The organism is Paraburkholderia suaedae (assembly GCF_040812055.1).
Taxonomy (GTDB): Bacteria; Pseudomonadota; Gammaproteobacteria; order Burkholderiales; family Burkholderiaceae; genus Paraburkholderia.
Genome location: NZ_JBFOAH010000026.1, coordinates 54365 through 69321 on the forward strand (window position 1 = coordinate 54365; position 14957 = coordinate 69321).

9 protein-coding genes and 1 pseudogene are annotated in these 14957 nt (G+C 65.2%); 2 read left to right on the top strand and 8 right to left on the bottom strand.

All coding sequences use genetic code 11. The annotated features are described in order from the left end of the window. Window positions 1-338: 338 nt before the first annotated feature. Window positions 339-770: pseudogene (locus tag ABQJ48_RS28710) on the bottom strand (helix-turn-helix transcriptional regulator); the annotation flags it as partial. Between the two features lie 373 nt (window positions 771-1143). Beyond that, entirely contained in the window at window positions 1144-4437 is a 3294-nt protein-coding gene (locus ABQJ48_RS28715) for an adenylate/guanylate cyclase domain-containing protein (protein ID WP_367841334.1), read from the bottom strand. A gap of 262 nt (window positions 4438-4699) precedes the next feature. On the opposite strand from ABQJ48_RS28715, the gene ABQJ48_RS28720 reads away from it, so the two are divergent. Then, window positions 4700-6928 carry a SulP family inorganic anion transporter gene (locus ABQJ48_RS28720; RefSeq protein WP_367841335.1) on the top strand — a complete coding sequence of 743 codons (2229 nt, stop codon included), beginning with the start codon at window positions 4700-4702 and terminating at the stop codon, window positions 6926-6928. 202 nt (window positions 6929-7130) lie between these two features. On the opposite strand, the gene ABQJ48_RS28725 is transcribed toward ABQJ48_RS28720, so the two are convergent. The 3 genes from ABQJ48_RS28725 to ribA all read right to left on the bottom strand — a co-directional run bounded on the left by ABQJ48_RS28725 (window position 7131) and on the right by ribA (window position 12230). Then, window positions 7131-7388: a nickel-binding protein gene (locus ABQJ48_RS28725; RefSeq protein WP_367841336.1), complete on the bottom strand. Its 258-nt coding sequence runs from the start codon at window positions 7386-7388 to the stop codon at window positions 7131-7133. 57 nt (window positions 7389-7445) lie between these two features. Further along, on the bottom strand, window positions 7446-11069 hold the full coding sequence (locus ABQJ48_RS28730) for an AAA family ATPase (RefSeq protein ID WP_473094203.1): 3624 nt from the start codon (window positions 11067-11069) through the stop codon (window positions 7446-7448). A gap of 510 nt (window positions 11070-11579) precedes the next feature. Then, complete coding sequence (gene ribA, locus ABQJ48_RS28735) at window positions 11580-12230, bottom strand: GTP cyclohydrolase II (protein WP_367841393.1); 651 nt, start codon at window positions 12228-12230, stop codon at window positions 11580-11582. A gap of 281 nt (window positions 12231-12511) precedes the next feature. On the opposite strand from ribA, the gene ABQJ48_RS28740 reads away from it, so the two are divergent. Further along, window positions 12512-12955 carry a CBS domain-containing protein gene (locus ABQJ48_RS28740; protein ID WP_367841338.1) on the top strand — a complete coding sequence of 148 codons (444 nt, stop codon included), beginning with the start codon at window positions 12512-12514 and terminating at the stop codon, window positions 12953-12955. 112 nt (window positions 12956-13067) lie between these two features. Here the strand turns inward: ABQJ48_RS28740 and ABQJ48_RS28745 are convergent, their stop codons facing one another. The 3 genes from ABQJ48_RS28745 to ABQJ48_RS28755 all read right to left on the bottom strand — a co-directional run bounded on the left by ABQJ48_RS28745 (window position 13068) and on the right by ABQJ48_RS28755 (window position 14886). Next, the gene (locus ABQJ48_RS28745; protein WP_367841339.1) at window positions 13068-13409 is read right to left on the bottom strand and encodes a DUF4148 domain-containing protein; all 342 of its coding nucleotides are present in this window, start codon (window positions 13407-13409) and stop codon (window positions 13068-13070) included. Window positions 13410-13597: 188 nt separating this feature from the next. Next, entirely contained in the window at window positions 13598-14218 is a 621-nt protein-coding gene (locus ABQJ48_RS28750) for a DNA-3-methyladenine glycosylase (protein WP_367841340.1), read from the bottom strand. A gap of 155 nt (window positions 14219-14373) precedes the next feature. Then, complete coding sequence (locus tag ABQJ48_RS28755; RefSeq protein ID WP_367841341.1) at window positions 14374-14886, bottom strand: phasin family protein; 513 nt, start codon at window positions 14884-14886, stop codon at window positions 14374-14376. Between the last annotated feature and the right edge of the window lie 71 nt (window positions 14887-14957).

The window sequence follows — 14957 nt, forward strand, 5'->3', positions numbered from 1 at the left end:
GGCACGCGGCCCGGGCGGCTGCGGCAAAGCCGGCCAGCGCCGGGCAACGTCGTGGCCCATCGTAATGCCGCGGTGGCGGATTCCCATTGTCATATTCGGCCCAACTGGTGACAAAACCGGCCACGGGATGCGCCGGCGCTGCGGGAAACGGCCGGCCCGAGAAGCGTTTGGCGTGAGCCGGTTTCGACGAAACGGCGGGCAACCAGTGTGCCGGCCGATGCGGCGGAGCATGCCGGCGGCCGAGGGTCCCAACGGTAGCCGCTCATGGGAATTGCCCATGCGAGCCTGCCAGGGGAGCGAACCAAGGGAGCCGGTTATGGGAACGGGTTAAAAAAACACTACGCGCGCCGCCGATACGTCCCCGGCGTACTCCCCGTCCAGTGCCGGAACGCGCGATGAAACGCGCTCGGATCGTCGAAGCCGATATCGGCGCCGATCGCTGCGATCGTATCCGGCGTATCGGTCAGCCGCTGGATCGCGATATCGCGCCGCAGTTCGTCCTTGAGCGCCTGAAAGGTCGTGCCTTCGGCGGCAAGGTGGCGGCTCAGCGTGCGCACCGAGCAATGCAGGTGCTCGGCTGCCTGGTCGATCACGGGCAGGTCGGGCAGCGCCTCCGACAGATATTGCCGCACGCGATGACACACGAGCTGTTCGCTGAACGATTCGAAGATCCAGTCGCCCGGCGCGCGTGCGAGGAACCGCCGCAGGTTGCGCTTGCTCTGCCGAATCGGCCCGTCGAGGCAGTCCGCGCTGAAGCGCATCAGTCGCCGCGGCTTGCGCGACCTGCGGCGCAAGCAGGCCTTGTTCCGATGCTTTGGCCTGATTCGCCGAGCTTTTTCGCTCAGGCGACAGTTGCTGCACGCCTCGTTCTATCTCCGATGTCGACGAGCACCGCGCCAAGGATCTTGCGGCCTCCGTTGCGGCTAAAACGGCTTGTACTGCGCGTTCGGGACCAGCAGGCCCGCAAAATTTCGAAGTCCTGATTAACGCTACGCCGCTCGGCAGGAAAGCGAACGATGCGATGCCAGTTGGATGCCATCAGCCCTGATCGTGACGAGCGGCATCCGCGATCGTTTTAACTAGCGAACGCGCGACCTCAACCAGCCGGCCGGATAGACACGCGGCACAGGCGTGACACTCGCCTCACGCGGCGAGTGCTCCATCGACCGCGGCCAGGTAGTGCCTGAAGCCTGCCTGCAGCAGAACGGTTCGCACGCGCTCAAGCTCGCATCGCACGGCTTCGTCCGCGGGCTCCCGCAGGGTGTGCGCGAGCGCGCGGCCGCGCGCCGCGAACAATTCGGCCCAAGGCAGCGGTTCGCGCCGCGTGTAGTCCTCCAGCGCCGTCACGTAGAGCAGCGCGCCGACTGGATCGGCGGCAGACAGCATCGCTTCGATGGCGTCGCGGTAGAACCAAAGGTGATTGTGGCCGACCGCGCCGAGGCGCAGGAGGGCCTCGCCTTCTGCCAGGAGCCGCGCACGCTCGTCGTTCCCGTCGACCGCTCGGGACAGGGCGCTCAGGACCTTCGGCGCGCAGAACTGCGTGCCCACTTCGCGCGAGATCGCGTGCGCCTCGCGAAGCGCTTGCACCGCTTTGCCGCGGCATCCCTCTTCCAGCCAGACACGTCCCTGCATTTCCAGATTCTGCGCTTCGAAGCGGCGCGCGCCCAACTGCCGGATCAACCGCATTTCCCGCTCCAGATGGGCTCGCGCAGCCTGCGCATCACCGAGCTCGTAGCACGCGAACACGCCGAGCGTCTCGCCCAGCAATTGCGCGCGCGGTTGCCCGATCAGCTCGGCGGCGTGCGCGGCGGCAAGCGCGTCTTCGCGCGCCTGCCACGCGTCGTTCAGATAAATGCGGCTGAAGCCCTGCATCGAACGATTCGCGACTTCGATGCGGCCGAACCCGTGCTCGTGGCTCAACGCCACGCAATCGCTGAAATGGCGAAACGCGGTCCGCATGCGTCCCTGCGCGTACGCGGCATCGGCGAGGCCGCCGAGCGCGCGGGCCTCCGCCTCCGGCAGGCCGAGGCGCCGCGCATAGGCGAGTCCAAGTTCGTGCTCGGCGTTGCAGGCATCGATCTTCCCGAGCGGAAAGAGGATGTTGCCGCGCAAATGGTGAACGCTGGCGAGCTCGGCCAACCGCTCGTCGCGCTCTGCGATCCGCTGGGCGGCTGCGAGCAGGTCTAGCGCTTCTTCGAGACCTTCGCTGACACGTAGGTCTTCCGCAAGCCCGAGCTGGCAGCGGCACAGACTGGCGTCGTCGGGGGCGGCCGCCAGCGCCGCGCGATAGGTGGCGATCGATCCCGCGATGTCGCCGAGGTCGCGCTGGAGCTCGCCCTTGCAACAGCTCAGGGCGTGCCGGTCCGCGTCGGTCTGCGCGATCTCGAGGCCGCGCTCGGCGAGGCGTAGCGCGGCCTCGACCAGGTGGGCCGCGCGCTGCGCCTGCGCGGCGGCAAGATAGGCCCGCGGCGCGCAGTCGTCCTCGGCGCGGTCGAGATGCTGGGCGTGCAGCGTGGGGTCGCCGTGCGCGAACCAGTCGGCCGCACAGCGGTGCAGCGCGCGCCGGCGCGCGCGCAATAGCGTCGAGTACGCGCCCTCCTGAATCAGCGCATGGGCGAACAGGAAGTCCTCGCCCTCCGGCAGCACGAGCGCATTGGCGAGCAGGCCGGCGCAGGCGTAGCCGGGATCGTCGATGAGCCGCCGCAGCAACGCGAGGTCGAAACGCTGGCCGATCACAGCGGCCGCCTGGAAGGCGAGGCGGTCGCGCGGCGCGAGGCGGTCCATGCGCGCGAGCACAAGGCTGCGGATCGAGGCCGGCACGGTGCTGCCGCTGCCTTCCTCGGCGTTGCGCAGCAGTTGCTCGAGGAACAGCGGGTTGCCGCCCGCGCGCTCGACGAAGGCGAGCGCGACACGCTGCGTGGCGTCGATGAAGTTGCCAGCAAGGCTCAGCGCTTCGTCCTTTCGCAGCGGCCCGAGATCGATCGTCGCAAAGGGGGTGTCCCGGCAGCGCGCGCGCCAGGTCGCGTCGATCGGATCGCCTTCCACGCGCGAGGTCGTCACGAGCAGGCCGGGCCCGTTCGCGATGCCCGAGGCGAAGGCCGCGAGATAGTCGAGCACTTCGGGGTCAGCCCAATGCAGGTCTTCGACGACGATCAGGGTTGCCGTTTGCGTGCAGGCGTCGTCGGTCAGTCTCGTCACGAGCGCCTGCTTGCCGCGCTTGCGCGCGCCGTGGTCCATCGCATCGTAGAGGGCTCGCCATTCGGCCGCGAGCGGCAGATCGAGAAGGTCATGGAGAAACGCGTGCTGCTCGGCCTTGACGACGCCCTCAGCGGCAAGACGCGCGGCGGCGGCTTGCCGCACGTCGCTCGATGCGCCGGCCGACAGGCCGAGCAGGCTGCCGACGATCGCGTGCACGGGATCCTGGCCCTTGCCCACACCGAAGTCGAGCACGAGGCCCCGGTGGATCACGAAGCCCTGCGACTGCGCATAGCAGCGCATCTCATCGACCAGACGCGTCTTGCCGATGCCCGCTTCGCCGCGCACATGGACGACGTGGCCGGCCCGCCGCGCGACGCACGCATGGACGATGCCGTGAAATTGTTCGAGCTCGGCCTGACGCCCGACGAAGCGGCTCTGGCTCGCCTTCGCCGCTTCGCTCGCGATGGCGCGCAACCGCCAGGCCCGCACCGGGGTGTCGATGCCCTTGAAGCGCTGCTCGCCGAGCGAGTCGCAGACGGCGGCGTCGCCGAGCGCGCGCGCCACGTCATCGGAAAGCCAGGTCTCGCCGGCCGCCGCCGCGGTCTGGAGCCGCGCGGCCAGGTTCACGGGATTGCCGGTCACGGTGTAGTCCCGTGCGTCGACGCAGCCGAGCGTGCCCGCGACCACCTCGCCGCTCGCGATGCCGATGTGCGCCTGCAACGTCCGCGCCGCCTGTGCGCTGAGCTGTGTGAGCGCGTCATGGATGTCGAGCGCCGCGCGGGCCGCGCGCAGCGTGTCCGTTTCGTGCGCGCGCGGCGCGCCGAACAGCGCCATCACCGCATCGCCGATGTGCCTGTCAGTCGTGCCGCCATAGGCGAGCACGATGCTGTCGACGAGCGCCGTGTAGCGGCCGATCAGCGCGCGCAGTTCCTCCGGATCAAGCGTGCGCGAGAGCGCCGTGAAGCCGCAGAGATCGGCAAAGAGGATCGTGACCTGCCGGCGTTCGTCCGCGGGGGTGTCGAGGACGTTGGGCGGCCCCGCTGCCGGCGGGGCCACCGCTGCCGAGTCCCGCGCGGCGGCAGCGAGGATGCGTTTGCGGTGGCCGAGCGACTGTACCCCAAGCTCCTTCAGATCCGTGTCGGTCAACTGCGCGAGCAGCGACAGATCGATGTCGTTCGCCGCGAACGCCTGCGCGTACTGTTCGAGCCCGAGGACCTGCAGCCATTGTTCAATATCCATGCCCGCCGCCTGCGTCCAATGCCGGGCGGCGCGCGCTCCGGTGCGCGGGCCGCTTCCGGTTCCTTCCCATCGGCTCAAAACGCAGACGAAACGCGTGCGCGGATTGCCGACGCCAACGGCCCCGAACGTGTCGGGGATCGTGCCGATGAATAACCAGTGTAGGCGTCCGCCACGGACCGCGTATGGCGTTTGACAGGCTTTCGTGCGAGGACGGATACTGGACCGCTCCCCATCGTGCCGCCGCATTCCACCGGGAATTCACGTGAAGCCGGGCCAGACCGTTTCCGTCTCCGACGTCCCGCCGCGCCCGCGCTTCGCGGGGCTGCCCGGCGATCTGGCCGCCGGGGCGGTGTCCGCGCTCGTCATGCTGTGCTACGCGATGAGCCTCGGCACGATGATCTTCAGCGCCGATCTGGCCCGCTACGCGATGCTCGGTGTGCCCACGGCGCTCGTCAGTTGTGTCGTCACGGCGCTCGTGATTGCCTTGACGAGCTCGATGCGCCTGAACATCGGCGGCCCCGACAGCAATGCAGCGGCGTTTCTCGCGGGTGTGGCGGCAGGCGTCGCGAGCAGCGTGCGCGCGGACGGCGGCTCCCCACAAACCCTCCTGCTGACCGTGCTGATCGCGATCGCGCTCTGTTCGCTCGTGACCGGCATCGTGCTCTACGCAATCGGTTCGTCCAAGCGCAGCCGCTCGCTGCAGTTCCTGCCTTACCCGGTCCTCGGCGGGTTCCTCGCCGGCACGGGCTATCTGCTCCTCGCCGGCGCGTTCCGCGTGATGACGGGCGAGTCCCTGCAATGGCACACGCTCGCGCTATTGACTCATCTTCACTGGCTGGCGTGGCTCCCCGCGCTCATCGTAGGCGTGCTGGCCACTATCCTGCTGCGCACCTGGCAGCACGTCGCCGCGTTGCCGCTCACGCTGGCCTTCGGGATCGTCCTGTTCTACGTCCTGCTGCGCGCCGCAGGCCTGTCGATCGACGAAGCGCGCAGCATGGGACTGCTGTTGCCGCGCGTGCCGCTGCGGCTCGCCGGGCTGCCGGAGCTGCACCTGACAGCGCAGCTCGCCCACGGCGGCATCGACTGGCCGGCGATCGCCGCACACCTTCCGGAGAGCCTCGTCGTCACGTCGGTCTCGGCTGTCACGATCCTGATGAATTCGACAGCCATCGGTGCAGCGACAGGCGAGGAGGTCGATCTCAATCGCGAGATGCGGGCCGCGGGCCTCGCCAATCTCGCGAGCGGGCTGTTGGGCGGCATGATCGGCTATCAGTCGTTCAATCGCTCGATGCTCAACGCGCGCGTCGGCGCGACGAGCCGGATGGCGGGCGTGTTCGCGTCGCTCGTGTGCCTCGTGGTGCTTGCCGCGTCGCCCGATCTCGTCGCGCTCTTTCCCGTACCGGTGCTCGTCGGCCTTCAGCTTTTCATGGGGCTGCGCCTGCTCGTGCAGTGGCTGGTCGGCGCCTACGCGAGGCTCAACTGGTATGAGTACCTGCTCGTGCCCATCATTCTCGGCGCGATCGCGGGCTGGGGCGTGATCGTCGGCGTGGTGGCGGGCGTGGTCGCCGCTTGCGTGATGTTCACATTGCTCTACGGTCGTGTCAGTTGCATCCGCATGGCGTTCGACTTGCGCACCCGCACCTCGAATGTCGAGCGCAGCATCGAGGAGACCGAAGCGCTGCGCGGACTCGGCTCGCACGTGTGCGGAATGTGCCTGCAAGGGTTTCTCTTCTTCGGTACAGCCAATTCGATCCTCCAGCACATACGCGAGCGACTCGCCGCGCGCGATCTCGCTGCGGTGAGATTCGTCGTGCTCGACTTCGCGTCGACCCAGGGCATAGACGCGTCCGTATCGATCAGCTTCGTCAAGCTGCGGCAACTCTGCGCGGCGACGGACACGGACCTGGTCTTGACCGCGCTGCCGCCGCGCTCGCGCGATCTGCTGACTAAAACCGGCACGCTCAATCTGCGGATTCGCGAATTCGACACGCTGGACGCGGGCCTGGAATGGGTCGAAGACAAACTGCTCCGGTCAGGCTCTCTCGCGCTCAAGCGCGGTGACGATCTCCATGCGATGCTCGCGCCGTACTTCACGGCCAGCGCGCTGGACACCCTGTTCACCTGTCTCGAAGTGCATGACCTTCTCGGTGGCCAGCCACTGTTTCTGCGCGGCGAGCCGGGCGACGCGCTGTACATCGTCGAACGCGGGCGGGTCGCGGTTTCGCTGCCGCTTGTCAACGGGCGGTCGGTGAGGCTACGCGCTTCTGGCCCGGGCACGGTTGTTGGCGAAATGGCCGTGTACACGCAGCAGCCGCGCAGCGCGGACGTCTTCGCCGAGGTGCCGACGCGCGTACGCAGGCTCTCGCTGGCCGCGCTCGTTGCTCTCGAGCAGGACAACCCCGCCGCCGCGCAGCAGTTTCATCGCTTTCTGGTGAAGGTGATCGCGTCGCGGCTCGCCCTCGCCACCGAGGCCCTGCGCGCGGCCTACTGAGCGGTGGGCCGAGGATGGTGTTCGGGGCAACTGCCGTGGCGCCTGGAAGGCGGCCGACGCGGCGGCGCATCGACGGTGAGGACCCATGCACGTGCGCCAAGCCTGTGCGCGAGACGCGCGGCTCGCGCCGATGTCTTTGCGCCACTCGCTGATTAACGACGACTCGTTCTGCCGGGCACTACTTCATGCACGCGGCAGACGCCTAAGTGAACATTTCCGGCCGCAAGTCAGAGACCTCGATGATCACATCGGCCGGCAGGTTCGCCCGGCGCGCAGCGGCGCGAATTGCTTCGGCGTTGGGCGCCTCGTACAGGCAATATGTCTTCTTCTTGTCCGCACTGAGAAACGAAAAGAGCCATTCGACGCCCTCCTCGTCGTTGATCCGTCTGACAGCGTCCGCACTTTCAGTGGTGACCTCGAGCTGTTCCGCGAAGTTTCGTTCAATCATAAAACGTGGCATGAGATTCTCCTCATTGGTAGTGGCATCGCGCGCTTCCCATCGCGCGGTCCCCGCCCGCTAGAGTCCGAGCGTTGCGCTTGCCTGAGCGCGAACAATGCGCTCGACGAGCGCAAACATCTTGAGTTCTTTCGCCGCAGCAACGGCCTCGGCAAGCAGGTGCCGTGCTCGTGCCCGGTCGTCGGCTGCGTTGCGCGCCGCCAGCATGAGTGCGTATTCATGCCGGCCATGCGCGAGCCAAGGCCGCGCTTGCAAGCGCTCGTCCAAACGCAGCCCATATTCGAAGTGCTCCTCGGCAGCGGACCAGTCGCCCAGAGCATGGGCGAGCATGCCAAGATAACGCGCTGCTGACCCGCAGCACAGCGTAAAGACAGGAACGGTGACAACCTGGTCCCGAAACGGCAGAAGAAGCGCATACACCTGTTCAGCGCGCCTGAAGTCGCGCAGCCGCGCGGCGACCTCCGCCAGATACGTTAACGTAATCAGCCGCTTGCTATCGATGGCAATACCGGACTCCGATTCCATGAGGCGATCGAGATTGTCGCGGGCCTGGGCTTCGAAGCCGAGATCGCTATAGATCAGCATGAGTCCGGGTCGCCACGCCGAACTTCCGGAATGTTCACCGACGAACCGCTTGAAGAACGGCGCCACCTCGGCGAGCCGGCCTTGCTCGCGGCGTATCGTGAACATCTGCATGCCGTAGACGCCTGTTGCCAGGGTAGCGTCGACCGTTTGCGCCATCTGGAGCGACTCTTGGGCCTTGTGCTCGGCAGCGGCGAAGTCACCGGCGAGTATGGCCCGCATCGCCTGCGCACCCGTCACACACCACTTGTCGACGAAGTGCTGCCCGCTTGTGGCGATTTGCCGATACCTTTCGAGCGCGCCCTCGAAGCGTTCCACCTCGCCGATCTCCAGATAGCCGGCGAGACAGCGGGCGCAAGCATGACCTACGGTGTGCGCATCGCCGAGATCCTCTGCAATCCGGCTCAACTCCTGCAACAGTCTTTCGCGCTCGGCAAACTTTTCTGCGGGCAACGGCCGGGCTCCGACATGCATCATCTCGCAAACCAATGCGTCGAACAGGCTCGGCAGGTCGTTCAGCCGTCTGGCAAGCGCAACAGCCTCCAATGCCAATTCGTCGGTTTGTTCAGGCGCACCCGTCATGTGAACGGTGCGGACGAGTCGACTCAACAGGCGACAACGCTCGACCGACTCCTCACTGCCGACCAGCACGAGCGCTTCCTGGAGCAATGAAAGCGACGCGGTGCCGGAGCCTTCGAGGAACGTCTCGGCGGTATCGAATTCCAATGCCGCCTGCACAAGAAAAGATGGCAGCGTGTGGTCGCGTGCAATCTGGGCAGCCAGCCTGAACGTTGCAATCGCCTCGCGCCGCGCCAGTCTGAGTTCCGCTCCGCCTCTCGTCAGTAGAAAGGACACCTTATGGATCGCCCGGTCCTGATCGCTGAAAGCGCAGCGGTTGAGCAGTGCTAGCCCGCGCTGCGCGTGCGCGATCGCTTCGTCGTAGGCTGCGCCCGCAAGCGCCCGCTCTCCGGCCCGCTGCCAATAGCCGATCGCGCGCTCGGGCAGCTCGGCCGCAGTGAAGTTCTGGGCGATCAGTTCGGGGTGCCGCTCGGCGACTTCAGGATATTGCTGCTCCAGAGCGATAGCGATCTGCGCATGGTATTGGCGGCGGCGCGCAAGCAATAGCGATTGGTACGCGATCTCCTGGATCAACGCATGCCGGAACATATACGTGTCACCTTCGGCAGGCGTGCCGGAGGCCGGAACGATGATTTCCGCTTCGACGAGGCGCTCGAGCGTTTCCTGTAATTCGTTCTCAGGTTTCAAAGCGATCAGGCCCAGCAGCTTACTGCCAAACTCCCGCCCCACTGTGGCCGCGATCTGGGCCGTTTCCCTGACGATGGGCTCCAGCCGGTCGAGCCGCGACAACAGCGAGCCCTGCAGCGTGTCCGGGATCGCAATGGTCCGCGGGGTTCCCTTCAATTCGTAGCTGACACCTGCATCCCGCAACAGATCGCCCTGCAGCACCGTCTTCGTCAGCTCCTCGATGAAAAGCGGCACGCCGTCCGTTTTGGACAGGATCTGATCGAGTACGAGATCCGGAAGCCGCTTCCCATCAGTTAGCCGTTCGATCATCGCGATCGAATCACGGCGCGACAGGCGGTCGAGATTGAGTTGTACGAGATGCGGCAAGGCCCATCCTGGTTCGAACTCGGGCCGTGCGGTGAGCAGTACAAGCAGCGGTGCGGACACCAGTCGCTCAAGCAGGAGCCGGAGAAACTCCTGCGACGACGGATCCATCCAGTGCGCATCCTCCACAACGACGAGCACCGGCAGGGCACGCGCCGATTTTTCGACGATTGCGACCAGCACGTCGAGCGTGCGCCGCTTGAATGCGGGCGATGAGGAGTCGATCGGCGGAAGGCGCGCCACCGCCGGAATGCCCAGCAAGGTCGTGAGCACGAGAACCGCTTCGTCGACATCGACTCCGAGGCGTGCGATTACCGCCTCTAGCGGTGCGAGGTCCAAGGCGCCAGACGTGTCGGGCCCGAGGCCAAAGTCACGACGCAACCAGCGCAATACCGGCCAGAAAGGACTATTGCGATAATACGGGGAACAATGAAGCGGAACGACCGCATGGACGTCTCCACTGATGCTATCGCCGAATGCCCGCAGCACACGGGATTTTCCGATTCCCGGCTCGCCGATCAGCAGCACGCAGCGCATTTCGCCATCGAGGCTCTGCTTCCACCGCTGCCGGATCATCTCGAGTTCCGCGGCCCGTCCGATGAGCGGCGTGATGCCATGGGCTGCCTTGACTTCGAAGCGGTCGACCGCATCCGTTTGCGCGAGCACGCGCTGGACCTTGACCGGGCCTGAGACGCCTTTGAGTTCTTGCCAACCGAGGTCTTCGAGCAGGAATGCTCCTTCGATCAGGCGTTGCGTCGCGGGGCCCACGACGATTGCATCGGGCGGTGCGAGCGACTGCAGCCGTGCCGCGACGATGGGCGCCTCTCCGACGATCGCCTGGCGATCCAGCGTGGACCCTGCGCCGATTGCCCCAACGACGACCAGCCCCGTCTCGATGCCGATCCGCACCTGCAGGCGTACGCCGTGCTCGACTTCGATGCGGTCGTTGGCCTCGCGCAGCGCCGAGATGACGGCGAGCGCGGAAAGTGCCGCGCGCACGGCATCGTCCTCGTGTGCATTCGGGTACCCGAAATAGACGAGCAATCCATCACCGAGGTAAAGCGCGATGTGACCTTCGTGAGCCTCGATCGCACTGGCGCAGGCTTGATGGTAGAAGCCCAGCAGGCGTCGCATGTCTTCGGGATCGAATCGCTCGGCAAGCCCTGTCGAATCGATCAGATCGACGAACATCACCGTGAGCTGCCGTCTCTCGGCGTCGATGACCGTGGTCGCGGCCGACGGAGGCGGCTGACTTCGTTCCTGCGCGCGTTCGAGCGCACGCCCGTCAATTGCCGTGCGCGCCGCTAATGCCTTGGCGAGCCGCTTGCGGTCACCGAGCGTGAGGCCTAGTTCCTTTAACTCGCCATCGGAAAGATCACCGAGCACATCCCAGCCGATCCCTTCGGAGGCGAACCGCGCAGCGCACCCACCGAGGCCAATTTGCGTCAGCCATGCCGTAAGGTCGTCAGTCATCGCATGGATCTCGGGGATACCATGCAGGCTATGATCGGCGAGGGAACCCGACTTGTCCATGCGCCTTCGCATGTATTGCAGCGATTGCTCGATAAAGCGTTGTGCATGGCCGCATGTTCCGGTATTGCTTAAGTAAGGACACCGGAAAATTGAGGTCCGCTGCACTGTTTTATCTGAACGCGGCACACCGCATGCACGATGCGGGGGACAAGCGGCGGACATCGCGGGCCGCTATCACTTGAAGGAACCGGGCATCGACAGGCTCGTGTCGTGGTGGGATACGGAGGCCGACCTTGGACGTCCGATGGAAGTGCGCATTCTTCCCTCGACGTAGGTTTTCTGCACAGGGACGCAAAAACCTACGCCAAAGCCACAAGTTTTAGATGAGGAGAGACACGCGTGCCTACGGCAATCGAAGCGTCAGCAAACTGGATCATCTTTCTTCTAATGCAGCGGCTTACTACCGTACTGGGCAACTTCGGCCGACTCTGGACAGCGCTGTAACTGCGACTATTCGTTCTCGTCGAAGTAATGCCCGAACTTAAGCTGCTTGGTGCGGATATAACGCTCGTTTTCCTCGCGCATCGGAATCGCCAGCGCAACGCGTTCGCACACCGGAATGCCATGCTTGGACAGCGTGTCGAACTTCTCGGGATTGTTGCTCATCAGGCGGACCGACGTGACCTTCAGCGTGCGCAGAATACCCGCGGCCGAATCGTATTCGCGCGAATCGTCCGGCAGGCCGAGGTCGAGATTGGCCTCGACCGTATCGCGCCCTTGCTCCTGCAGCGCATACGCGCGAATCTTGTTCGACAGGCCAATGCCCCGTCCTTCGTGCCCGCGCAAATACAGCAGCACGCCGCAGCCTTCCGCCGCGATATAGCGCAGCGCGAGGTCGAGCTGCTCGCCGCAGTCGCAACGGTAGGAACCGAGCACGTCGCCCGTGAGGCACTCGGAATGCAGGCGCGTCAACACGGACGACTGATGGGCGACGTCGCCCATCACGAGCGCAAGATGCTCGGCGCCGCTTTCGCACACGCGAAACACGTAAGAGGTGAACGTGCCGTAGCGCGTGGGAAGCGTGGCAGTGGCGTCGAGAACGACGCATTCGCCGTTGATTGCGCCGTCTACTGCGGGCGATGGATCGTGAGACGTGAGCATGGCGTTGGACAGTGGTGCTGACATGAACCCGATCGGACCGGGGATAAGGTATGGAGTGGGAGTTTACCGCTAATCCGCGCAAAGCACCCGGATCGGCGCGCCGGCTGCCCAAAGCGACGCCTGTAACCGGGTGGCGCGCCAGCCCTACCCGAATTCAATGCGCGACGCGCCACAGGTATTCCCGGCTCCCTGAGGCGGCGGCTCCCGCCTATACTGGAATGGCCTGTCCCACACGACAGCGCGCCGTGCCGGCGTGCTGCACTGCGAAACGGAGCCGCTCCATGACAAGCGTTGCCCAGCTTCTTAAAACGAAAGAGAACAACACCGGCGTTTTCACGATCGGCGCCGACGATTCCGTCTACGAGGCAATCAAACTGATGGCCGAAAAGGGCATCGGCGCACTGGTCGTGACAGACGGCGACAGCATCGCCGGGATCATTACGGAGCGCGACTATGCGCGCAAAGTGGTACTGATGGACCGTTCGTCGAAGGCGACGCCGGTGCGCGACATCATGAGCAAGGCAGTGCGCTTCGTGCGTCCCGACCAGACTACCGAAGAATGCATGGCGCTCATGACAGAACGGCGCATGCGCCATTTGCCGGTGATCGACAACGACCGGCTGGTCGGCATGGTGTCGATCGGCGACCTCGTGAAGAACATCATCGCCGAGCAGCAATTCACGATTCAGCAGCTCGAGTTTTATATTCACGGCGAGCGGCCTTGACGGCCGCCACGGCTTGCTGATTGCCGCGAAAGCGGCTGCGCGAGCGCGAAAGTGCAAAAAAACGCCCAACCTTTGACGGTTGGGCGAAGCTTCCTTGCGGCAGCGGCCGAACTCAATTGCCGAAATAGATGCCCTTGGTTCCGCTCACCGGCTGCGTCACGCCGCCTGCTTGCGACGAACCGCCCATCGGCGAGCCATACCCGCTCGTATCGGCGACCGCGTGCGTCTGCGCGAGGCTGGGGTTTTGCGCCTGGACGCGCTGCTCGGCGGCCTGTATGTCGGCCGGGTAGCTGGGGTCGTTGGCGGTGGCGGGGTTGTAGCCGGCCTGTTCAACGCGGATCAAATCGTTGCGAACATCCGCGCGCGTCACGGGTTGCTGGCTCGCCTGCGCGAACGCGGCGAGTGGCGCGGCGAGTACGGCTGCGAGCGCGACTGCCTTAATAAGCGATTTCATGATGACTTACCTCCAGACTGGGTTGTTGGTGCATCGCTTTCCACACAAAGTGCGAAGCGAATGGATTCAGTCTAGTCACCAGATCGTCAAGGGAAAACCCTAAATTTCACGAAACATCATTGCGCGGTTCGCAAGCTGTTCCCCGGAACCGCCGGTGGCGTGCGATGTCGATTTGCCGTTCGCGGTAATCACGATTGCGGTAGTAGCAGTTTTCGCGGGCCGCTGACAAACGCGCTGCCCGGCTCGAAAAAGCGCAGTGGCCGATACATTTCGCGCGACAAACCAATGCGCGTCGTCACGCCGATGGGCGCCTCGCCCCGCTCGATCACGCCGATCCACAGGCCGCGTCCCGTGCACAGATCGACGCCGTCGCATGACGGCCCGATCCCGAACGCCATCGTCAACCGGCCGGGACCTCGCGCGAGATCGCGCAGCGGCACGCCCGGGCGGCGCGCTTCCATCAATGGCAAGCCTTCGAGCGCCTCGACCGCGCGCAACAGAATGCCGGCACCGACGTCGTGCGCCTCGGCGGACATATTGAGCATGTACGACAGCCCATAAGTGAGCCGCACATAGGCATGCCCGGGTGCGAGAAACATCGAGCCGTTATGCGGGCGACGGCCGAGAAACGCGTGGCTGGTCGAATCGCCGACCGGGTACGCCTCGGTTTCGACGATCCGCCCGCTCATGCGCCCTTGCGGCAGATCGTGCACGAGATACTTGCCGATCATGAAGCGCGCCAACGCAATCGTATCGACCGGTAGATCTTCGCGGCGCAACGGCGCAATGGGGAGCAACGGGTTTTGCATGGGTTTCGGCCCGCGTGATCGCAATGATGTCGACGACATACAAATCAACGCCAGCGAGCATTGTGCGACGCCAGCAGGCGACCGGGGGCCGGCACCCGTCGTGCGCGGTGCCGGCCGTTCTGCGCGGTACAGCCAGGCGTGTCCCCAAGCCCGCGCTAGTGCGGCTTTCCTTGCACGTCGTCGGACGAAATCACCTTGCCGGCACTGTTGACGATCGGTGCGGGCTCGGCGAGCGCCGGTTCCGGTTGTCCGGCAACCACCAGGGCAGCGTTCTCCAGCCGCCGTGGAACGGAGGCGCCGCCGCTCGAGATGTCGAGTGCGTTCCAGAACGTCCTGAGCGACCGTCCGATGTGCTCCTGCATCGCAAGCAAAAGCCCGGTCCCCGTTTCCGCAGCAATATCTTCCACGTGCCGACTATACGCGAAGCCCTTCTTGACGGCCGCCGGGAGTTGCTGGGACTGCAGATCGATGACTTCACTCAGCGATTTCGCCGACAGTGCGGCATCGGCCAACGCCTGCTGTTCGGCGACCGCCGTTTTCGCGGTCTGCATGTTGAGCCGGACCACTTTCTCGAACCCGGCAAATACTTCTTCGGCGCAGCTTGATGAAGCCCTGATTGCAGCGTCGCCTTGACGGAAAAAGGGCTGTTCCACGAGATTCTCGGGCATATATCGTCTCCATGAGATGGGGTTAAAAAGAGCGGTTCATTAGCGGCGTTGTCGCGGACACTGTCGCGCCA

Coding starts and splice junctions, on each gene's coding strand:
- ABQJ48_RS28725 (WP_367841336.1), bottom strand. CDS start 7,388: ATGCCACGTTTTATGATTGAACGAAACTTCGCGGAACAGCTCGAGGTC.
- ABQJ48_RS28755 (WP_367841341.1), bottom strand. CDS start 14,886: ATGCCCGAGAATCTCGTGGAACAGCCCTTTTTCCGTCAAGGCGACGCT.
- ABQJ48_RS28715 (WP_367841334.1), bottom strand. CDS start 4,437: ATGGATATTGAACAATGGCTGCAGGTCCTCGGGCTCGAACAGTACGCG.
- ABQJ48_RS28730 (WP_473094203.1), bottom strand. CDS start 11,069: ATGACTGACGACCTTACGGCATGGCTGACGCAAATTGGCCTCGGTGGG.
- ABQJ48_RS28745 (WP_367841339.1), bottom strand. CDS start 13,409: ATGAAATCGCTTATTAAGGCAGTCGCGCTCGCAGCCGTACTCGCCGCG.
- ribA (WP_367841393.1), bottom strand. CDS start 12,230: ATGCTCACGTCTCACGATCCATCGCCCGCAGTAGACGGCGCAATCAAC.
- ABQJ48_RS28750 (WP_367841340.1), bottom strand. CDS start 14,218: ATGCAAAACCCGTTGCTCCCCATTGCGCCGTTGCGCCGCGAAGATCTA.
- ABQJ48_RS28740 (WP_367841338.1), top strand. CDS start 12,512: ATGACAAGCGTTGCCCAGCTTCTTAAAACGAAAGAGAACAACACCGGC.